Source organism: Kribbella aluminosa, from assembly GCF_017876295.1.
GTDB classification, from domain to species: Bacteria; Actinomycetota; Actinomycetes; order Propionibacteriales; family Kribbellaceae; genus Kribbella; species Kribbella aluminosa.
Genome location: NZ_JAGINT010000002.1, coordinates 3,554,054 through 3,576,319, shown reverse-complemented (window position 1 = coordinate 3,576,319; position 22,266 = coordinate 3,554,054). Strand labels below are relative to the sequence as shown.

7 protein-coding genes, 1 tRNA gene and 1 pseudogene are annotated in these 22,266 nt (G+C 70.6%); 4 read left to right on the top strand and 5 right to left on the bottom strand.

Annotated elements, in window-relative coordinates:
* The first annotated feature begins 75 nt into the window (after positions 1 to 75).
* Positions 76 to 1,284: an ROK family transcriptional regulator gene (locus tag JOF29_RS38175; protein WP_209699187.1), complete on the top strand. Its 1,209-nt coding sequence runs from the start codon at positions 76 to 78 to the stop codon at positions 1,282 to 1,284.
* A 247-nt stretch (positions 1,285 to 1,531) separates the two neighbouring features.
* On the opposite strand, the gene nagZ is transcribed toward JOF29_RS38175, so the two are convergent.
* A complete protein-coding gene (nagZ, locus tag JOF29_RS38170) occupies positions 1,532 to 3,010 on the bottom strand; it encodes a beta-N-acetylhexosaminidase (RefSeq protein WP_209699186.1) in 1,479 nt (492 codons plus the stop codon).
* Positions 3,011 to 3,213: 203 nt separating this feature from the next.
* Here nagZ and JOF29_RS38165 point away from each other — a divergent pair, with 203 nt between their 5' ends.
* Positions 3,214 to 4,155, top strand: coding sequence for an ROK family protein (locus JOF29_RS38165; protein ID WP_209699185.1), 942 nt, complete (start codon positions 3,214 to 3,216; stop codon positions 4,153 to 4,155).
* Between the two features lie 467 nt (positions 4,156 to 4,622).
* Here JOF29_RS38165 and JOF29_RS38160 read toward each other — a convergent pair whose 3' ends face one another.
* Positions 4,623 to 16,553 carry a non-ribosomal peptide synthetase/type I polyketide synthase gene (locus JOF29_RS38160; protein WP_209699184.1) on the bottom strand — a complete coding sequence of 3,977 codons (11,931 nt, stop codon included), beginning with the start codon at positions 16,551 to 16,553 and terminating at the stop codon, positions 4,623 to 4,625.
* A gap of 466 nt (positions 16,554 to 17,019) precedes the next feature.
* Between JOF29_RS38160 and JOF29_RS38155 the strand changes: the two genes are divergently transcribed.
* A complete protein-coding gene (locus JOF29_RS38155) occupies positions 17,020 to 18,084 on the top strand; it encodes a serine hydrolase domain-containing protein (RefSeq protein ID WP_209699183.1) in 1,065 nt (354 codons plus the stop codon).
* A gap of 3 nt (positions 18,085 to 18,087) precedes the next feature.
* On the opposite strand, the gene JOF29_RS38150 is transcribed toward JOF29_RS38155, so the two are convergent.
* The 3 genes from JOF29_RS38150 to JOF29_RS38140 all read right to left on the bottom strand — a co-directional run bounded on the left by JOF29_RS38150 (position 18,088) and on the right by JOF29_RS38140 (position 19,163).
* A tRNA-Val gene (locus JOF29_RS38150) sits at positions 18,088 to 18,159 on the bottom strand.
* A 102-nt stretch (positions 18,160 to 18,261) separates the two neighbouring features.
* A complete protein-coding gene (locus JOF29_RS38145; RefSeq protein ID WP_209699182.1) occupies positions 18,262 to 18,723 on the bottom strand; it encodes a peroxiredoxin in 462 nt (153 codons plus the stop codon).
* Entirely contained in the window at positions 18,720 to 19,163 is a 444-nt protein-coding gene (locus JOF29_RS38140) for a DUF3052 domain-containing protein (protein ID WP_209699181.1), read from the bottom strand. Before JOF29_RS38140 ends, JOF29_RS38145 begins: the two co-directional genes overlap by 4 nt.
* Before the next feature lie 319 nt (positions 19,164 to 19,482).
* Between JOF29_RS38140 and aceE the strand changes: the two are divergent.
* Positions 19,483 to 22,210, top strand: a pseudogene (aceE, locus tag JOF29_RS38135) (pyruvate dehydrogenase (acetyl-transferring), homodimeric type).
* Positions 22,211 to 22,266: the final 56 nt, after the last annotated feature.

Here is a 22,266-nt window from a genome sequence, read left to right as displayed (position 1 = left end):
GTTTATATATAGGCTCTAAATTTAGAATCTGCATGTATTCTGCGGTCGGTAGGACGACGAGGTCAAGGGGCTTTCATGGCGAAACCACCGGCTACCCCGCCCACGGCGACGCCGACGATGCTGCGGCGGGTGAACGCGGGCAAAGTACTCGGCGTACTCAACCGCGCACGAGTGATGACAGGAACCGGCCTGATAGAGGCCACCGGTCTCACCCGGGCGACCGTGCACGCGGTCTGCAACGACCTGATCTCGATGGGCTGGGTGGTCGAGCTCGATCCCGGGCGGACGTCGGTGGGGCGGCCGTCGCGGCGGTTCGAGTTCAACGGGCGGGCCGGGTACGTGCTCGGGATCGACATCGGCGCGGCGAAGACGACTGTGCTGGTGTCCGACCTGCGCGGCGACACGGTCGCGAAGGCCGGGCGGTCGGCCGCCGGGGTGCGGACGCCCGGCGAACGGACCGAGATCGTGCACGCGACCGCGGTTGAGGCGCTCGAGTCCGCGGGGGTCTCGGACGCCCAGGTGCTGGCGGCCGGCGCCGGGGTCGCCGCGCCGGTGGACCGGGACGGGAACATCCTGGTCGCGGACGAGTTCTGGCGGCGGTTCGACACCGGGCTGGCGCAGCGGCTGACCGAGCTGCACGGCTGGCCGGTGCTGCTCGAGAACGACGCGAACCTGGCGACACTCGGCGAGCGCTGGCGCGGAGAGGCGCGGAATGTCGACGATCTCGTGGTGCTGCTGGCCGGCGAGCGGTTCGGCTCCGGGCTGATGGACTCCGGGCGGCTCCTGCACGGCAGCCGCGGCGGGGCCGGCGAGATGGTGTTCCTGAAACTGATCGAAGGCGTTGGTGACACCCACGGTATTGCCCGGATCGCCCGGGAGAACGGGACCGCGGCGGTCGCGGACGAGGCGGTCGAGACGTCGTTGCGGGTGCTGGCTGTCGACGGCGAGGTGACCGCCGAGCAGGTGTTCGGCGCGGCGGCGGCCGGCGACAAGGTTGCCCAGGGCATCCTTCACGACATCGCCGACCGCACCGCCCGGGTGGTCGCCACCCTCGGCTCGCTGTTCAACCCGGAGCTCGTCGTCCTCGGCGGCGCCGTCGCCCAGGCCGCCGCCGCACTGCTCCCAGACCTCGAGGAGCAGCTGGCCGGTTACACCAGCACTCCCCCGCGCGTCGCGGTCTCCTCCCTCGGCGACGCGATCGTCTCGGTCGGCGCCGTCCGCCACGCCCTCAACTACGTAGAACAACACGCCCTGGACCTAGAACTAACCTGCCGCCCCACTTGAGGGGTGAACCCCACAAGTTGCCCGTTCACCCCACGCATGCCAGGGGCGAACGGGCCACCCGCACCGGCCGCAGCCCCCTCCCGCACCCGCCATCTGAGAGGTGAACCCCTCAAGTGGCCCCTTTACCTCTGGCATGCCAGAGGTAAAGGGGCCATCTCAGTGGTTAACCACTGAGATGGCCGGAGGTCCGGGCAGACACGAGTGGGCATCCGCGAGTGGGCCGGCGGTGTCGGGCGCGCGTGAGTGGCTAGCGGGTCAGGTGCTTGGCTACTGTTTCCAGGACGACCAGGTTGCGGCCGGAGGTGGTGGCCGACGGGACGCCGGGCGGGACCAGGGCCTGGTCTTCGGGGATGCCGGTGCAGAGGACGAAGACGTTGTCCGGGTGACCCTCGACGAGATGGGTAAGGGCGGCGCGCATCCACGGCGTACGGCCGGCGTCCTGTACGGCGATCACCAGCGGCCGGCCCTGCGCCGCCTTCGCGGCCTGAGCGATCGCGTCGTCCTGCGGCGTACCGTCCTCCGTCAGATGGTGCTCGCCACGGAGCACGACCCCGTCCGCGCCCGGCGCGACCCGCGTGAAGATCTCCGGAAGCCCCGAGAAATAAGGGTTCCACGCCGGGTGCAAACCCTGGGTCAGATCGACCACGTACGGCGCCGCACCGAGCGCCGGGAACGTCTGCCCTGCCACCACCCGCGCTGCCACCTCACGAATCGGCGCCCCGCCAAGACCCGGGTGCCGACTCCGCCGGCCGAGCGACGCCGCGAGCGTACGAACCCGCGCGGCCGCATCGGCCACCCGCCCGGCCGGCAGCTCACCGGTACGGACGGCCTCGACGACGCGAGCGGTCAGCACCTGCGGGTCCGCCGTACCGACCGCGATCATCGCCAGGTCCGCGCCCGCGCCGATCGACGCGACCGCGGCGTCCTCGATCGGGCGGTTCTTGGTGATCGCCTGCATCTCGAGCGCGTCGGTGGTGATCACTCCGGTGAATCCGAGCTCCTCCCGCAGCAACCCGGTCAGCACCCGGTGCGACAGCGTGGCGGGCTGGTCGTCGTACGCCGAGAAGATGATGTGCGCGCTCATCACGACGTCGGCACCCGCCGCGATGGTCGCGCGGAACGGGGCCAGCTCGACCGCCTGCACCTCCTCGACCGAGCGGTCCACGCGCGGCAGGTCGGTGTGCGAGTCGACGGCGACGTCGCCGTGACCCGGGAAGTGCTTGGGGCAGGCGGCGATCCCGGCGTCGTGGACACCCTCGACGAACGCCACGCCGTGCCGCGAAACGACATCCGCCGTACGCCCGAACGACCGCGTGGAGATGATCGGGTTCGCCGGATTGCTGTTCACGTCGACCGAGGGCGCGAGCATCAGGTCGATGCCGAGGGCCGCGAGGGTCGCCGCCGCGTCCCGGGCCGCGGCGCGGGTCAGCTCGGTGTCGTCCAGGTCGCCGAGCAGCCGCGGGGACGCCAGCGGCCACGGGTTCGCCGGCGCGAGGTGGCTGAACTCGCCGCCCTCGTGGTCGATCGCGACGATCAGGTCCGGGCGCTCGGACCGCAGTACGGCGGTCAGCGCCGCCACCTGCTCGGCGTCCGCGACGTTCCGGGTGAACAGGATGACCGCGCCGAGGCCGCCGGCCACCGCGCGCCGCAGCTCGTCGGGTGCCGTCGTACCAGTGAAGCCGACGACCAGCGCGCCGGCCGCGTCCCGATCCAGTTGATCACTCATCCGGTAACCCTCTCGCAGTCGCGGCATCCGGCGCCAGTGGCGGCCTGTCGGCGCCCAGAGGGGCATCGTTGTCAGGAGTTGTCATGGCAGTTAACTGCCGCCACCCTGCGGGTTTTCCATGATTACCAGTTTTCACCCCTGTCTGTTCGGGCCGACTACAGATAACGTTGTCTCTCGACCTGACCGCCCTGACCGGGGGGACGATGAGCGACGACACTGGGGACGACACGTTGGTGGCGCGGGAGTCCGTGCTGGGAATCGACATCGGCGGCACGAAGCTGGCCGCCGCTTTGGTGTCCGCCGACGGCACGATTCTCACCGGTGACCGGATCCGGACCCCGGCCGGCGGCGCCGACCAGGTGTTCGCCGCGCTCGGTGAGCTGATCGACCGGGTCCGCGGTGACGCGGCACCCCTCGCGGTCGGCGTCGGCTCGGCCGGCCCGCTCGACCTGCAGCACGGCCTGGTCTCCCCGGTGAACATCCCCGGCTGGCGCAACTTCCCGCTCGTCGACCGGGTCCGGGCGGTGGCGGGCGCCGTACCGGTGACCCTCGGCATGGACGGGCACTGCTTCGCCCTCGGCGAGTACTGGAGCGGCGCGGGCCGGGACGCGAAGACCCTGCTCGGCATCGTGGTGTCGACCGGTGTCGGCGGCGGGCTGGTGGTCGACGGCAAGCCGCTGATCGGCCAGTCGGGCAACGCGGCGCACATCGGCCACGTGGTGGTCGACCAGGACGGCGAGGCCTGCGCCTGCGGGTCGTACGGCTGTGTCGAGGCGTACGCGAGCGGTCCGCGGATGGTGGCCCGGGCCCAGCGCAGCGGCTGGCGGACGGACGAGGACGTGGACGCCGAAGTACTGGCCGCCGATGCCGCGGCCGGGGACGAGCTCGCGCTGGCCGCGTTCGACGACGGCGCGCAGGCGCTGGCTGCGGGGATCGTGGCGACGGCCGTCACCGTGGACCTGACCACGGTCGTGATCGGCGGCGGGGTCGCGAAGGCCGGGCCGGTGCTGTTCGACCCGGTGCAGGCATGGGCGAAGCGGCTGGCTCAGCTGCCGTTCGTCACCGACCTCACCGTGGTCCCGGCGCAACTGGACAACGCCGGGCTGCTCGGCGCCGCGCATCAGGCGTGGGCCGCGCTGTCCTGATACACACAGATCCGGCCGCTCGGTAAGGCTTCTCCCGCGCACCTTTGCGCAATTCTTACGAATCTTCACGATTCGTGTAACGACCGCCGTACGTGTAGCGATGCAACGGATGGATGGGGTGGGGGCACCGTCATCCCCGACCGGTCGAGGGGGGCCTCGGATCGGACGGCAACCGGGAGATCGAGGGGGCTTGGATCGACCGGAACACGTGAGCGGCGGGCGAGGCGACTCCCCGCCGCAACCGTGTCACCCGCGAATCGGGAACCGGCCCGCCGTCGGCGACGTCCGACCGATTCGAACGCGATCGATCCGTGGAGGGACGGCATCGAGCGCGAGTTCTGCATCGTGGACGGCGGACGGTGGTCGCAGGGAGGGCTGCCGCCGGGTCTGATCCCTCGCCCACGGTGCAGGACGAATGTCCTGGGCCCGGACCCCGCTCGGACACCTGGGCCCGTCCGGAGCACAACTCACGGCCTGAGCCACTCCGGTTCGGGCAGGCGGTCGCGGTCCAGGCGGCCGTTGTCGTCGAGCGGGAGTTCCTCGATCGGAATCAGGTCCGCCGGGACCAGGTAGATCGGCAACTCCTTGCCGAGGTCAAGCATCAGCCGGGCCAGTACGGCGGGATCGCTGTCCTCGAGTACGACGTACCCGATCAGGCAGGTGTCACCGCCCGGGTCGGAGCAGGCCACGACGACCGCGTCCACGACACCGGGCTGGTCCGCCAGTACGTGCTCGGTCTCGCCGGGCTCCACCCGGTGGCCGCGGATCTTCACCTGGTCGTCCGCGCGGCCGAGGTACTCCAGCGTGCCGTCCACGCGCCAGCGGCCGAGGTCGCGGCTGCGGTACAGCCGGGCGCCCGGATGGCCCGGGTCGCCGACGAACGCGTGCTCGGTCTCCTCCGGCCGCCCGAGGTAGCCCTGGGCAACGGCCGCGCCACCGAGGTGGATCTCGCCGACCGCGCCGACCGGCACCGGGCGCAGCGCGGCATCCAGCAGCCGGACCGCGACCCCCTCGATCGGGCGCCCGATCGACGGCCGGTCCTCGGCCGGGTCGACCGCGTGGATCGTGGTCACGATCGACGCCTCGGCCGGCCCGTACTCGTTGAACAGCCGGCACTCCGGATGCGCGTCCAGGAAGTCCCGCACCTTGTGCGTCAGCACCATCGCTTCACCGCCCGCGACGATCTCCCGCAACGCGGGCAGCTCCGGCAGCCGGCGCATCGTCGCCAGCAGCGCGGTCAGCGGGCTGAACGCCATGAACAGCCGCTGTACGTCGTGATCGCGCAGCGCCGCGACGACCGCGTCCGGGTCGTACCGGTCGTCCTCGCCGATCAGTACCAGCGCCGCACCGGACGCCAGCGTCGTGAACATCTCCTGCACGTGGACGTCGAACCCGAACGACGTCCACTGCAGCGTCCGCAGCGAGCGCCGGGTCCGCAGGTAGTGCCGGACCAGGTTCACCGGGCCGCGGTGCGGGACCACGACACCCTTCGGGTTGCCGGTGGAACCGGACGTGTAGATGCAGTACGCGACGTCGTCGGCCGCGGCGCGTACCGGCGGGGCCTGCTTGGCGCGGGCGTCGCCATCGACCGCTGCGACCGGGACCAGGCGGAGGCCGAGGCGATCCGCCAGCGCCGCGTCGTCGCCGACCAGCGCGACGGCGGCCGCGTCGTGCACCATGAACGCCCAACGGGATTCCGGTACGCCGGGATCCAGCGGCAGGTAGGCAGCGCCGGACTTCAGCACGGCCAGCACCGCGACGACCATTTCGGTGCCACGGGCAACTCGTACCGCGACCAGCTCGCCCGGCTTCACGCCGAGGTCGGTGAGCTGCCAGGCGACGGCGTTCGCGCGGCGGTCGAGCTCGGCGTACGTGAGCTCGCGATCGCCTTGTATTACGGCGATCGCGTCCGGGGTCCGGGCGACCTGCTGCTCGAAGAGGGTGTGCAGTCCGCTGAGTTCGCCGGCCACCACGGCGTCCCGGCGGACCCTGCCGATCGGGCCGACCGGGTCGGCGTCGGACTCGAGTTCGCGGAGGGCCTCGAGGTCGGAGGCCAGCGGGAGGACGAGTTCGGGCAGCCGGAGGTTCGGGCTGGTCGTTGCCCTGCGCAACACCTCGGCGAGGTAGTCGAGCAGGCGTTCGATGCTGCGCCGCTCGAACAGGCCGGACCGGTAGTCCGCCGTACAGCTGATGTCGTCGCCGTCGTGGGTGAGCCGGAACCGTACGTCGATCGCCGCCGGCAGCTCGTCGTCGCCGTCCTCGAAATCGACCAGGATCTGGAACAGCGGGTCGCGCGCGAGAATCGCCAGGTCGGTGCCGGCATGCTCGAACGCGGCGGCCGTGATGTCACGGATCCGCTCGGTGAGCTCACCGAGGTCGGGCTCACCCGACAGGTCGATCCGCAACGGCAGCGGGCGGGCAGCCGGCGCGTCGTCCGGGCGTACCATCGCGGACCCGATCGTCACGTCGTCCTGCGCGGCGAACCGCCCGAGCACGGTCGCAACCGCCGCGAGCATCGTCATCGCCGGGCTGAGCTTCCGCTCCCGGCTGTACGCGAACACCGCCGCCCCCAGCTCGGCATCCAACTCCCGCCTGACCGACAACACCGCGTCGTCGCCGGATCCCCGCACCCGATCCACCGGCAACACCAACGGCTCGGCGCCGGACAGCACGTGATCCCAGTAACTCAGGTCCCGCCGCTGCCCTACTTCACCCGCCCCGACCTCCCGAACCACAACCACCGTCCCACCAACAACCTGCTCCCCACCCGTACGCTCCCCCGCGCCCAGCCCACGCCCCACAACAGCCCGACCAGCACCGTCGACGCCTGCCTCTCGCCCACCAGCCACACCGGCCCCACCGTGCTTCGCAACCGCATCCCCCAAACTCAAACGCCCACGACCGACCCCACCCTCGACGGCCTCCCGGCCCGCACCACCCAAGGTCAAACGTGCACGACCGGAGCCGCCCTCGACGGCCTCGTCGCTCGTACCACCCTCGGTGGACTCGTCCCTCGCACCGCCCTCGACGGACTCGTCGCTCGCACCACCCTTGGCGGGTTTCTCGTTCGTGCCGCCCTTGGCGGGTTTCTCGTTTGTGGCGCCTTCGCCGAGCGTCAGCGCGTCGACCGGTGCGATCTCGCGCGTGCCTTCCGTGGTTGCCTCGTCCGCGCCTTCTGGGGCTGCGTTGGCCTCGGGCGTTTCCGGTGCCGTCGGCTCGGGAGCCTCCGACTGTTTGCCCTCGGTGGGCGGCTCGGTCAGCAGAGCCAGCTGTTCACGCATCAGCTTGGTGACGCCGTCGACCAGCTGGCCGGCCACGCGGAGCTGTTGTGACATCAGCGCGGCCATCCCGCTCCCGGGCAGCTCCGCCGCGCCCGTCGCCGCCGCAGCCTCGTCCACCTTCGCCGCGAGCTCCGCGAGACCCGACCCGAGCACCGCCAACGCCGCCCGCGGATCCCGCGCCGACCCGTCCCGGCCGTGACCATCCGCGCCGGAAACATGAGGTCCGTGAACAGCGCCGTGAACCTCAGCGCCAGCAGACCCAGCGCCCTCAACACCAGCGCCGTCAACACCAGCGCCCCCGACACCGGCGCCCCCAACTCGGGCGGACCCAACCCCGGCGCCGTCAACCCGAGCGCCGTCGACCGGCGTACCGGCCGGATCATCAACCTGCGAATCCTCGGCCGGCTCGGCTGCCTGTACCGCGACCGCCGTCGCGAGCTTGTGGGGTGTGGTGTACGTCAGGAACAGATCGTCCGGCGCCAGCTCCGCCTCGAACCGGCTCTGCAGCTCGTCGATCACCGGTGCCATCGACGCCGGTGTCGCGCCGAGCTCGGCGAACGTGTGGTCCACCGTCAGGTCGTACGGATCGAGCCCGTGCACCTCACAGGTCAGATCGAGTACGACGTCCAGCGACTCCCGGTACCGCTCCGCCGACATCTCGTCGCCCGGCAGCGACCCGGCCCGCGCCAGGTAGTCCGCATCGATCGCATGCGTCTCGGCCGGCAACGCGAACGGTGACGCGTCTTCGGCCGACTCGGCCGCCTCGACCGGCTCCGGCTCGGCCGGCGGGTCCAGCGGGATCCGCTTCACCGCGGCGCTCGACGGCGGCTCGAACACCACCGACTGCGCCCGCGCGACCCGCTCGAACGCGTTCAGCCGCGGCGCAACGTTGCCCCCGGCAACCGCCGTACCCGGACCGGCGAGCACCGTCACCGACGGGTCGACCGGGTGGTGCACGCGCCGGAACGGGTACGTCGGAAGCGGCACCCGCCCGCCGTCGGCGTACACCTTCGCCCAGGCGATCTCGGTGCCCTGCTCGTAGAGCTCCGCCAGGCCGTTCATCGTCGCGAGCACCGGGTCCTGCCCGAGGCGCTGCGCCGGGATCCACGTGCTGTTCGGCGCGATCCGGCGGCCGGCGGGGCTCAGTACGGCGTCCGGCCCGAGCTCCAGGAACCGCCGGCACCCGGCCGCGGTCACCGCCTCGACCGCGTCCCCGAACAGCACCGGCTGCCGCAGCTGCCCGACCAGGTAGTCGCTGTCGAGCAGCGTCCCGGACTCGAGCAGATCACCCGACCAGCTCGACACCATCGGCGTCCGCAACGGCTTCAGCGTGATCTCGCGGACGATCTCGGCGAAGTCCGACAGTATTGGGTCCACCAACGAACTGTGGAACGCCCGGTCCACGTCCAGCCGCTGCCACGCCACCTGCAGCTGGTCGAGCTGCGCCGCGAGCTGCCCGACGATCACCTCGGACCCGGTCAGTACGAACGACTGCGGCCCGTTGCCCGCGGCAACCTCCACGCCGGCGGTGCGCGCGATCTCCCGGACCCGATCGGCATCCGCACGTACGGCGACCATCGCACCGGGCACGGTGCCGCGCTGCATCAGTTCACCGCGCTTGGCGGTCAGCCGTACGCCGTCCGCTACCGACAGTGCACCCGCGACGCACAAGGCGGCGTACTCCCCGACGCTGTGCCCCACAACCAACGCGGGCTGTACGCCGAACGACTGCCACAGCCGAGCAAGCGCGACCTCGAACGCGAACAGCGCGGGCTGCGCCGTCTCGGTCGGCCAGACGCCTTCCTTCCCGGCGGCGGGCGTGAGGAGCAGCTGGTTCAGGCTGCCGCCGGTCTCCTCGTGGTACACCCGATCGCACTCGTCGAGCACCGACCGGAACACCGGGAACCGCGCCGCCAGCCCCGCGGCCATTCCGCGCCGCGCAGCGCCCTGCCCGGTGAATGCGTACCCGAGCGGACCAGGTCCGCCCCGCGGAACTTCGGTCGCCTGCGCGGAGCCGAGCGCGCTGAGCAACTCCCGCTCAGTACCACCCGCGACCGCGATCCGGTACCGGTGCGCGGGCCGGCCGAGCGCCGCCGTACCGGCAAGGTCGATGAGGCGGTGGCCGGTGCCGTGATCGAGGTCCGTGCGGTACAGCTCGACGAGATCGGCGAGCGCATCCGGGTCCGGAGCGGACAGCGGCAGTACGACGGGGCCGTCGTCGCCGCGGCGGATCTGGCGCGGCGCCTCCTCGAGGATCACGTGCGCGTTGGTGCCGCTCGGGTCCAGCGCGCTGACGCCGGCGCGCAGCGTCGTACCGCCGGACTGCAACGGTACGGTCCACTCGCGGACGTCGGTACCGATCACGAACGGGCTGTCGCCGAGCGCGAGCGCCGGGTTCGGCTCGGTGTGGTTGATGGTCGGGACGAGCGTCCGGTGCTGCAGCATCAGGATCGTCTTGATCAGGCCGGCCATGCCCGCGGCGCTGTCCAGGTGGCCGATGTTCGGCTTCACCGATCCGAGCGTGCAGAACCCGACCTTGTCGGTGTGCCGGCGCAGCGCCGCAGTCAGCGCCTTCACCTCGGCGGCATCCGCGGCCGGGCTGCCGATCCCGTCCGCCTCGATGTAGCTGACCGAGTCCGCGTCGAACCCGGCCCGCTGCAGCGCACGCTCGACCAGCTCGACCTGGTTGCCGTCGGTGTTGCTGACCGCGGTGCCGCGGATCACGGCGTACACGGTGTCCCCGTCGGCGAGGGCCTGGTCGAGACGCTTCAGCAGTACGGCGGCGACCCCGTTGCCGCCGACCGTACCGTCGGCGTCGGCCGCGAACGCGCGCACCTGACCGCTCGGCGACAGGATCGAGTCCGGCGCCGGGTGGTAGGTCGTTGCCTGCGGCACCTGTACGGCGGCGGCCCCGGCGAGCGCGAGATCCGCGTCACCGGACCGCAGCGCCTGGCACGCGAGATGCACCGCGACGAGCGACGACGAGGACGCCGACTGGACACCGATCGCCGGCCCGGTCAGACCGAGCCGGTACGCGACGCGGGTGGCGATCGAGTCGCGGGACTGGTGCTGGCGGTTGTACAGGTTCATCCCCGAGCCGGCGAAGACGCCGACACGGTCCGAGGTACCGGCGTACCCACCGTGCTCCAGCGCCTGATGACACACCTCGAGGAACAACCGCTGCGCCGGCTCCATCAACTCGGCCTCACGATCACTCAACCCGAAGAACTTCGCGTCGAACGACTCCACATGCTCCAACACACCGGAGACAGCCACAATCCCGTCCCCCGTGTCCGGCATCCCCCGCCGAACACTCTCCACGCCCCCCACAAGGTTCTCCCAGAACCCCTCAAGCGTCTCCGCCCCCGGAAACCGCCCAGCCACCCCCACCACGGCCACCGGCTCCACCACACCGTCCCGCACCGACCCATCAACGCCCCGAGCCGCACCCACCCCACGCACACCACCGCCGTCAGCCACACCGCCGCCGTCATGCACGCTGACCCCGTCAGCCACACCGCCGCCGTCATGCACGCTGCCCCCATCAGGCATGCCGTCGCCGTCAGCCCGCGCAAACCCCACAGCTACAGCCGCAGCCCCCGCCGCAACCACCAGCGCACCCGCACCACCCACAACGCCAGCCGCACCGCCGGCGCCACCGCCAACCTCTTGACCCGCGGCCCCCTCAACGCCCGCGACGCCTGCCGCATCCCCCGTACGGCCTGCGCCGGCACCACCCGCCGCGTCATCCGCATCTACAACACCCGCAGCACCGCCCGCAGCTTCGGTATCCGCAGCACCGCCCACACCATCAGCATCCGCAGCACCGTCCACGTCCGTGGCGCCCTGCGTACCGTCCGCGTCAGCGGCGTCTACGGCGGCCTCGGCATGCTCGGCGTGGTCGGCACCGTCCTCACCGCCTCCGGCGACATCCGCACCTACGCGAGCATCTCCGACAGACTCCGCGCCCTCGGCAGCGTCGACGGTCTCCAGGACATCCGAGTTGGGGTCCGAGGCCGGGCCGTTAGCCTCCGTCGGCTCATCGCCGACCCGCTGCGAGATCACGCCGTACGTCGAGCCATCACCTGCATCGGACGAATCGTCCGCGTCTACCCCGGAGACGCCAGTCCCATCCGAGCCGCTCCGCCCCGAGCCCGTCCGCACGTACGCCGAACGCGCCCCCAGCGCACCCGCAACCTCACCGCCGTCCCCAGCCGACGCAACTCCACCCCGCCCAGCAACATCCGGTACGACGCCAGCCAAGTCGTCCTCGTCGACACCCTCGTCCCCGACAACACTCGAGCCCTCGTCAACAACCTCGTCCCCGTCAACAGTCGAGCCCTCGTCAACAACCTCGTCCCCGTCAACAGTCGAGCCCTCGTCAACAACCTCGTCCCCGACAACAGTCGAGCCCTCGTCGACAACCGCCTCACCCTGCGCGGCCAGGTCGCCCTCATGGGCAACCACCTCGCCGTCGGCGAGTACGTCGGCGTCCGCGTCGACACCCACCGGCAGACCAGACAGCTCGGGCGCGCCGACAACCTCGTCCCCGGCAGCCGAGTCGGCGTCGTCGGCAGCCGCATGATCCGGCGCGGCGGCCACGTCACCCTTGTGAGCCGTCTCCTCGTCCCGAGCGAGTACGGCGTCGTCCGCATCAACGGCCGCCGGCTGACGAGCCGCATCAGACTCATCATCCGTGTCGGGCTCGACCAGAGACCCGTCGTCGCCGGCGGCAGACAAGTCAACCTCGTCAACGGCCGCCTCATCCAGCGCGCCCTCGTGAGCAACCGTCTCGTCCCGGGTGAGTACGGCGTCGCCCGCATCGACAGCCCCCGGCAGATCAGCCGCGTCGGGCTCACCGGCCGCCTCAGATTCATCGCCGGCGTCAGACTCCGCGGCCGACTCGGGACCCTCGGCCGCGTCAGGCTCACCTGCCACGCGGGGACCAACGGTCGGGTCAGGATCGGTGAGAGCTGGGTTGACCTCGGCAGGAGCCCGCTCTGCCTCGGCGACTGCCCCGTCGCCCTGCGACGCGACCACCTCGATCTTGCTGGCGGACGTCGCATCCCGGACAGCAGGCACGTCGCCCTCGTCGACAGCGACCGCACCCTGCACGGAGTCCGTATCGGTCCCGTCGACGGCTGGTTCGTCCCCGAAGACGGGCGCGCCTTCCTCGTCGAGGATCGCGTCTTGCTCGGATTGCCCGGCGACTGTCGCGTCGGCCTCGGCGCCAATCGCGTCATCCCCGGCGTGAATCGCGTCGCCTCGCGCGTGAATCGCGCCATCCCCGGCGCCAATCGCGTCGCCTCGCGCGTGAATCGCGCCATCCCCGGCGCCAATCGCGTCGCCTCGGGCGTGAATCGCGTCATCCCGGGCGTGAATCGCGTCGTCTCCGGCGAGTGCCGCGGCGTCCTCGGTGGTTGTCGCCGCTTGGTGGGTGACAGTCGCGCCTGGGTGTGCGGCGGGCGGGGCATCCTGCGTGCGGGCGGTTTCGAGCTTGTCGGGCGTGGTGTCGTGCGCGGCTGCCTGGTCGTTGAGGTGCGCGTTGGGTTCGTGGGTGTTGGGCGCGTCGGCTTGTTCAGGGTCTGCCTGGTCAGGCGTCTTCCGCAGCTCGCCGGCGAGCTGTGCGGCCGTGGTGTCCGTTTGATGCTCGGTTGGCTGCGGGGCGCCCTGTACCGGCTCTTCGTTGGATATGGCGGTCAGGTCGTGTGAGGTCGCTTCGCGCTCGACTGCGTCCGATTCGTCGTCGGCGGCGTACTCGTCCACTTCCGTTGGCTTTGCGGTGCTCGCATCCGCAGCATGTACGTCGGCATCGTTCGGATCCACGACGGGCGCTGCGTCAGCGGTCGCGCCATCGATGACGGCCTGGGCGACGTCAGTGTCGGCGTTCGCAGCGGCGGCGCCGACGTCCACGCCGTCGGCGTCCGCTGAGGCAGTGTCGGCGTCCACCCTGTCGGCGTTCGCCGTGTCGGCGTTCGCCGTGTCGGCATCCACCGTGTCGGCATCCACCGTGTCGGCGTTCTCCGTGTCGGCGTCGGCGTTCTCCGTGTTGGGGTTCGGCTGGGGATCGGGGTGCTCGGTGGGGTACGTGTGCTGGGCGTCGACGTCTGCGCGGGTCGCGACCTCGGGGTGCGTTTCGGCCGAGGTTGCGTCGGCGGGGGCCAGGTCGGCGCTCGAGGGCTCGTCGGCGAACGAGAGCGTGATGTCTGGCGTCGACGTACCGGATGTCGGCTCGTCGGATGATGGTGCGCCGGTGGAGTTCCGGTCATCCGTGCGGGCTGCGTCGGCGATCGCGTCCACGTCGGGGTCGGGGTCCGCGTCGGCGACCGGGCCGGAGACCTCGGAGTCATCAGCTGCGTACGTGCCGGTGGAGTCGGTGGCATTGATTGGGTTTGTGGTGGCCGGGCTGTTGGTGGTGGCGGGCGGGGTGGTGTCTGTGATGCGGGTGAGTTCGATGGTGGCGGGCTCGTCGGTGGTGAAGTCGTCCGACGGTACGTCGATGGGGGCCGCTGCCTCGGGGCTCGGGGATTCTGAGGTCGCGGGCGCGGGCTCGGAGGTTGTTACCTCAGAGGCCGTTGCCTCGGGGGCCGTTGCCTCGGAGTCCTTTGCCTCGGAGTCCTTTGCCTCGGAGGTGGTTGCCTCGGGCGGTGTGGGGCGGGGCGATGGGGCCGTGGCGCGCGAGGGGCCGAAGGGGGACGAGGGTACGACGGGGCGTGGGGGGCGCTGGTGTTCCGCGGTCGACAGTGCTGTCTCGGGGGACTGCAGCGGGGCGGATGCTGCTTCGGGGAGGACGCGGTCCCCTGTGGGGTCGTAGGCAGTCGCGGGTGTGGGCGCGGAAGGCGTGGGCGGTGCCGGAGTCGCGGACGGTGCCGGAGTCGCGGACGGTGCTGCAGTCGCGGAGGGTGCAGGAGGCGAAGGGGGTTCGGCGTCCGCTGGTGGTGTTGTGGGCGCGGAGGAGCTTTCCGACGAGGTGGTCGGACTTGCCGGTGCGGGCAGGCTCTCCGGTTGCAGGGCCGGTAGGCGCCCCGAGTGCGGCGCGGATGGGCGCTCCGGTTGCCGGGACGCGTCTGTCGGAGGCGCGGGCGAGGTCGCCGGTTGCGGGGACGGTAGGCGCTCCGGTTGGGGGGACGGGGCTGTTGGGGGCGTTTCTGGGTGGGTGCCGAGGGTGGGGCGTTGGGGTGGGGTGGGGATGGATTGCTGGAGTTCGCGTTTCCAGGCGAGGCGGACGATGGGGAGTTCTGTGGTCCGCTCGGACGGGTCCTCGTCGGCGTACGGGGTGGTTTCGGGGGTCGTCGACGGGCCTTGGCCGGTGGGGCCGCTGGCTTGGGTGGCGCCGGCGGGTTCTACGTGGGGGTGGGTGCCGGGCTCGAGGGTGCCGTCCAGCCAGCGTTGTTTGAGGAGGGGGCGGAGGATCTTGCCGCCGGGGGTGGTCGGGAAGTCGCGGCGCGGTACGCCGACCACCTGCGCGACCAGGCCGAGCCGGGTCTGGATCAGGCTGCGGATGGCCTGGTCCATGCCGGGGACCGAGCCGCTGGTGAGTGCGTAGAACACGACCAGGCGGTCGGTGCCGCTCTCCTCGTCCGCGACACCGCAGGCTGCGACGAGGCCGTGCTCGGCGCCGACCACCGTCGCGGCGACGGATTCGATGTCGTGGGCGTAGTGGAGCTTTCCGGACAGGATGATGCGTTCGCTGTCGCGACCGGTGATGACGACCTGGCCGCCGGTGATGAACCCCTGGTCGCCGGTCGCCAGCCACTTGCGGGCAGCCCAGTTCCCGACCGGGAACGCGACGCGGTCGGCCTCGAGGTTCCCGAGGTACCCCGGTGTCACCCGCGCGGACGCCACCTGCAGCTGACCGATCCGGCCCTCGGGCAGTACGGCGCCGTTCGGCGCGACGATGCGTACCGTCGTACCGGGCGCCGGCGCCCCCACCGACACCAAACTCAAAACCCCGGGCGCCTCGACCCGCGGCGCCCCGGGACGGGCAACGGCGACCTTCCCGGAGGACGGGCGCTGGTCGACCCATTCGACGACGCCGGTCGGTGGGATCCGGACGCGGTGCACGTTCGGCGTCAGGCCGGGGCGCGCGAACGTGATCCCGGTGACCGTCTCGGTCATCCCCCACGCCGCGACGAACGTCTCCGGTACGACGCCGAACCGGTTCGTCACGCGCAGGAACTCCGACATCACCGGCACCGTGATCTGCTCGCCGCCGCTGACCAGACTGCGCAGCGCGGACAGGTCCCAGTGCCGGTCCGGCTCCCCCGCCACCGCGGCGGTCGTGAGCCGGTACCCGAAGTTCGGCGACCAGGAGTGGTTGACCCGGTGCTGTTCCATCAGGTCGAACCAGCGCAGCGGATTCGCGAGCACCCAGTCGGTGTTCACGTGGATGTTCGTGCACCCGGTGAACACCGGCAGCAGGTGGTACAGCAGGAACGCGCCGCTGCGGTCCAGCGGCAGCCAGTTCAGCGTCGTCTGGCCGGGGCGGACCGGGAGCATGGCCGGCGTACCGGCGGCGAACTCGACCAGCCCGCGGTGGGTGAGCTGCACCATCTTCGGCGTACCGGTCGACCCCGAGGACAGCATCAGTACGGCGATGTCGTCCGCGGCCGGGCGGTGGAAGTCGGACGTCGGTTCGTGGCCGGCCATCGCGTCCGGGTCGAGGACCGGGAGGCCGAGGTCGTTCGGCAGGTCGGACGGGCGGCCGATCAGCACCGTCCAGCCGAGCAGGTCGGTGATCTTGCGGAGCCGCTCGCGGCCCTCCTCGGTACGGTCGCCGCCCGGGTTCGGCGCGACCAGCAGCGGCCGGATGCCGCCGAGCGTGCAGGCCCAGAACGCGGCGAAGAACCCGACCGGTTCGGTGCAGTGCACGACCGCGGGATCACCGGCGCGTACGCCGTTCGCCCGCAGGCCGGCCAGGATCCGCGCGGCCAGCTCGAGCAGGGTCGGGAAGTCGAGCTTGGTCTCCCGCCCGTCCGGGCCGATCTCGACGACGCCGGCGCCGGCGAAGTCGCGCGCCGCCCGGAGCAGCGCGCTCGGCAGGTCACGGGGGTACCCGGCGGGAATCATCAACGCCGGCCCGGTGGAGATCGCCGGCCGGTCCGCACCACTTCTCACGCGGATGCCACCACCAGCGCTGAACGGGGTACGACGGAACGCGGGCACGGGCCACCGCTGAGCGAGGCCGGTTGGCGACCCACGGACACGTGCCTCCCGAACTGGACGGAGCGGGTTCTGGGCGGACCCGCCTCACACTTTCACACCGAACTGCTGCCCCGTTTCCATCAGCCGAACAGATGCCGTGACCGGGCACACCCGGTGCGTCATCGCGCCGACCGACAGCCGTGAACCCTACCAGCCGCGACCCGCCCTGGAGGAGTCCGTTCTCACCAGCCGACGGTTAAGAATCCCGCTACCGCCGACATGGTTCCAACGAGTGACTGCAGCTTCCGATACGGCCCGTACGCAGCCCAGTCCCCGCGGCCCGTGCACCACCCCGCGTCAGCGCCGTGGCGGTCCGGTGTCAGAGCTCCTGGCGAGAGTGGTCCACGTCGAAAAACATCACTCTCAGGAGGAGCAGGGAATGTCCGTACAGGAGCTGCAGCAGGCCGCGCAGGAGTTCGTCGACGCCGGATTCGGAAGCCTCGAACTGCGGGTGCACGACGACAGCGGCGAGTACACGGCACGGGCCGGCGTACGAGCGCTCGGAAGCACCGAGCTGCCACCCGAGGACGGGCGGTTCCGGGTCGGCAGCGTGACCAAGACGTTCGTGTCCACCGTCGTACTGCAACTGGTGGCCGAGGGCAAGCTCGAGCTCGACGGTACGGTCGCCGGCCGGCTGCCGCGGTTCGCGCTGGACGAGCGGATCACGGTGCGGATGCTGCTCGACCACACCAGCGGGCTGTTCAACTACACCGGCGAGCACTACCCGGACGGGACCGTCGTGACGGGACTGCCCGCGACCGGCAAGGACTGGGCGGACAACCGGCTGCGCGGATACACGCCGGACGAGCTGGTGGAGTTCGCGCTGGCCAAGCCGGCGCGGTTCGAGCCGGGCGCCGAGTGGAGCTACTCGAACACGAACTACTCGGTCGCGGCGCTGCTGATCGAGGCCGTCACCGGGCGGACGCTCGCCGAGGAGCTGGAGAGCCGGATCATCAAGCCGCTCGGCCTGACCGGCACGATCGAGCCCGGCGACCGGACCGACATCCCCGGTCCGCACTCGCACGGCTACCTCCGCTACCAGGACGGCGAGGACTCGAAGGTCGTCGACGTAACCGAGCAGAACCCGTCCCTGCTGTTCGCGGCCGGCAGCATGCTCTCCACCACGCATGACCTGCAAGTGTTCATGTCCGCCTTGCAGAGCGGCAAACTCCTCCCCGCGGACCTGCTGACACAGATGCGTACGCCGGAACCGAAAAGCGGCCCGCTCAACTACGCCCTCGGCCTGTTCAAACAGGACCTCGGCTCGCAAACCCTCTACCACCACAACGGCAGCGCCCCCGGCGGCTACGGCGCCCTCATGTACAGCACCCCCGACGGCACCAAAACCCTCACCGCCGCCATCACCATGACCGACGCCGACGTCAACCTGCTCGAGATCTTCCCACCGGCCCTCGAACGCCTGATCACGAAGGTCTTCAACTGAAGGTGGGCGAAGAGGGGATCGAACCCCCGACATCTTCCTTGTAAGGGAAGCGCTCTACCGCTGAGCTATTCGCCCGGATCAAACGACCGGAGGAGTCTACCCGAGATCTCCGAGGGTCATGACCACCTTTCCTCGGACTTCCCGGCGGGGTCGGTGATGTATCCGCGCACGGTCCGTCTAGCCATTCAGATTCGCCAGGGCCGCGGCGTAGTCGTCGAGGTTGCGGGGCTCGGGGAGTGGATTGAGCACCGACCAGCGGACCAGGCCGGTGCGGTCGATGACGAACGTGCCGCGGAGGGCGCAGCCGCGGGCCTCGTCGAAGACGCCGTACGTCGAGGCGATCGCTCCGTGTGGCCAGAAGTCGGTGAGGAGGGCGAACGGGAGTTGCTGTGCGTCGGCGTACGCGCGCAGGGTGAAGAGAGGGTCGCACGAAATTGCCAGGAACTCGGCCGCCGCGAGCAGGTCCGGGCGTTCGCGCAGGGCGGTCAGTTCACTGGTGCAGACCTGGCTGAAGGCGTACGGATAGAAAACCAGTACGACGTCCCGGTGGCCGGCGTAGTCGCTCAGCCGGACCGGTTCGCCGTATTGGTTCTGGGTCTGGAAGTCGGGGGCCCGGCTGCCGGCAGCCGGGCCCGTCACCCGCGGCGACCGGACTTCGGGACCACCAGCTTGGTCGCGGACCAGTCGCCGGTGACGCTCAGCGTGCTCGTCGTGGCCAGGCCGGCGACCGGCGCTGCCTCGGTGATGTCACTGGTCTCGACGTACCCGTCGCGGCCGACCTTCGGAGTCATCAGCCAGACCACTCCACCGGCCTTCAGGTCGGTCAGGATGTCGAAGAACGCGTCGACCAGGTCGCCGTCGTCCTCGCGGAACCAGAGCAGGACCGCGTCAACGACCTCGTCTGTGTCTTCGCCGACGAAGGCCTCCCCGGTGACCTCCCGGATGGCGTCACGCAGGTCGTCGTCGCAGTCGTCGTCGTACCCGATCTCCTGCACGACCCAGCCGGCCTCCAAGCCCAGCCGGGACGCCATGTTCGGGCCGCCGCTCTTGCCGTCCGCGTGATCCGCGGTCGCGCTCACGTGTCCTCCTCCGTGGTCCCCGCTTGCCCGGGGGTAGGTGTCATAGCTCTACTACTAGCGATACAGATAGCGGTAGTCCATCGTGACGCACCGCGTCGCGCAAGTATGCACCAGGGTTCCGTGACGTGTCCGGTATCCGCGTGCCGGGTACCGGGCGTGTCCGCTGGGATCACGCCCTTCCGGCCGGAATCGGGCCGGAAGGGAAGGCAAAGTAGAACGCATTCCGAACAGGTGACAGGATTGCGGTGAAGACAACCAGAGAGAACGGCAGGACACCGTGGCTTCCGGACACGAACCACCAGCCATCATCACCGAGGGGATGCCCACCCAGCTCCCCGACATCGACCCCGACGAAACGCGTGAATGGGTCGAATCGCTCGACGCCGTCCTGGACGAACGGGGCAAGGCGCGAGCGCGCTTCCTGATGCTCAAGCTGATCGAGCGGGCCCGGGAGCGACAGGTCGGGGTGCCCGCACTGCGGAGCACCGACTACATCAACTCGATCCCGCCCGAGCGCGAGCCGTGGTTCCCCGGCGACGAGCACATCGAGCGCCGGATCCGGGCCTTCATCCGGTGGAACGCCGCGGTGATGGTGAGCAAGGCCAACCGCAAGGGCCTGGAGGTCGGCGGTCACATCGCCACGTACCAGTCGGCCGCGAGCCTGTACGAAGTCGGTTTCAACCACTTCTTCCGCGGCAAGGACCACCCGGGCGGCGGTGACCAGATCTTCATCCAGGGGCACGCCTCCCCCGGTATGTACGCACGGGCCTTCCTCGAGGGGCCGGCTGAGCGCGGACCAGCTGGACGGCTTCCGCCAGGAGGTCTCCCGCGGCCCGCACAACGGCCTGTCGTCGTACCCGCACCCGCGGCTGATGCCGGACTTCTGGGAGTTCCCGACCGTCTCGATGGGGCTGGCCGCGCTGAACTCGATCTACCAGGCGCGCTTCAACCGCTACCTGCACAACCGCAGCATCAAGGACACCAGCCAGCAGCACGTCTGGGCGTTCCTCGGTGACGGCGAGATGGGTGAGCCGGAGTCGCTCGGCGCGATCGGCCTGGCCGCGCGCGAGGAGCTCGACAACCTCACCTTCGTGATCAACTGCAACCTGCAGCAGCTGGACGGCCCGGTCCGCGGCAACGGCAAGGTGATCCAGGAGCTGGAGGCGTTCTTCCGCGGCGCCGGCTGGAACGTCATCAAGGTGATCTGGGGCCGCGAGTGGGACAACCTGCTGGCCCAGGACCACGACGGTGCGCTGCTGAACAAGATGAACACCACGCCGGACGGCCAGTTCCAGACGTACTCCGTCGAGTCCGGTGAGTACATCCGGGAGAACTTCTTCGGCGGCGACGCGCGGCTGCGGCAGATGGTCAGCGGGCTGTCCGACGAGGACCTGCGCAGGCTGCCGCGTGGCGGTCACGACTACCGCAAGGTGTACGCCGCGTTCAAGAGCGCGACCGAGCACGTCGGTCAGCCGACGGTGATCCTCGCCCAGACCATCAAGGGCTGGACGATCGAGGCGCTCGAGGGCCGGAACGCGACCCACCAGATGAAGAAGCTCACCTCGGACGACCTGAAGGCCTTCCGCGACCGGCTGTACCTGCCGATCGAGGACAAGGACCTCGAGGACGCGTACAACCCGCCGTACTTCCACCCCGGCACCGACTCGCCGGAGTACCAGTACATGATGGAGCGCCGCAAGCAGCTCGGCGGTTCGCTGCCGGAGCGCCGGGTGCAGCCGAAGACGCTGACGCTGCCGGGCGACGACGTGTACAAGCCGCTGGCGAAGGGCTCGCACGCGCCGGTCGCGACCACGATGGCGCTGGTCCGGCTGTTCCGGGACCTGATGAAGGACCCGGAGATCGGCCACCGGATCGTCCCGATCGCGCCGGACGAGTACCGCACGTTCGGGATGGACTCGATGTTCCCGACGGCGAAGATCTACTCGCCGCACGGCCAGAACTACGACGCCGTCGACCGCAACCTGCTGCTGTCGTGGAAGGAGTCCACGGCGGGTCAACTGCTGCACGAGGGCATCAGCGAGGCCGGCGCGATGGGCTCCGTGCTCGCGGCGAGTACGGCGTACGCCACGCACGGTGAGCCGATGATCCCGTTCTACATCTTCTACTCGATGTTCGGGTTCCAGCGCACCGGCGACTGGATGTGGGCGCTCGGCGACCAGCTCGGCCGCGGCTTCCTGATCGGCGCCACCGCCGGCCGTACGACGCTGACCGGCGAGGGACTGCAGCACGCGGACGGTCACTCGCCGCTGCTGGCCTCGACGAACCCGGCCGCCGTGCACTACGACCCGGCGTTCGCGTACGAGATCCCGTACATCGTCAAGGACGGCCTGCGCCGGATGTACGGCTACGGCCTCGACGAGACCAAGCCGTACGGCGAGGACGTGTTCTACTACCTCACCGTCTACAACGAGCCGGTCCCGCAGCCGGCCGAGCCGGAGAGCCTCGACGTCGCGGCGCTGCTGAAGGGCCTGTACCGCTTCAACGAGGGTCAGGTCGCCGACGGCGAGGACGCGCCGCGGGTGCAGTTGCTCGCGTCCGGTGTGGGTATGCCGTGGGTGCTGAAGGCCCAGCAGATCCTCGCCGACGAGTACTCCGTGGCCGCCGACGTGTGGTCGGTGACCTCGTGGAACGAGCTGCGCCGGGATGCGGTCGCCGCGGAGCAGCACAACCTGCTGCACCCGGACGAGCCGGAGCAGGTGCCGTTCGTGACCGAGCAGCTGAAGGACACCAAGGGTCCGGTCGTTGCCGTGAGCGACTTCATGCGCGCGGTGCAGGACCAGATCTCCCGCTGGGTGCCGAACGACTACACCTCGCTCGGGACCGACGGCTGGGGGCTGGCCGACACCCGGGCGGCGGCGCGCCGGCACTTCCAGGTCGACGCCGAGTCGATCGTGGTGGCGACGCTGGAGATCCTGGCCAAGCGCGGCGACGTGAAGCCGGAGGTGGCCGCCGAGGCCGCCCGCAAGTTCCGTATCGACGACCCGACCGCGGTCGCCGGCGTGAAGCAGGAGGGCGCCGGCGCCTGACGCCGGACCGCTCTGGCCGACGGGCCGCTCACCAACTGGTGGGCGGCCCGTTGCGC

What these genes read in the sequence shown, in the direction of transcription:
- JOF29_RS38175 (WP_209699187.1), top strand. Translation starts at nt 76, where the DNA reads ATGGCGAAACCACCGGCTACCCCGCCCACGGCGACGCCGACGATGCTG.
- JOF29_RS38155 (WP_209699183.1), top strand. Translation starts at nt 17,020, where the DNA reads ATGTCCGTACAGGAGCTGCAGCAGGCCGCGCAGGAGTTCGTCGACGCC.
- JOF29_RS38165 (WP_209699185.1), top strand. Translation starts at nt 3,214, where the DNA reads ATGAGCGACGACACTGGGGACGACACGTTGGTGGCGCGGGAGTCCGTG.
- nagZ (WP_209699186.1), bottom strand. Translation starts at nt 3,010, where the DNA reads ATGAGTGATCAACTGGATCGGGACGCGGCCGGCGCGCTGGTCGTCGGC.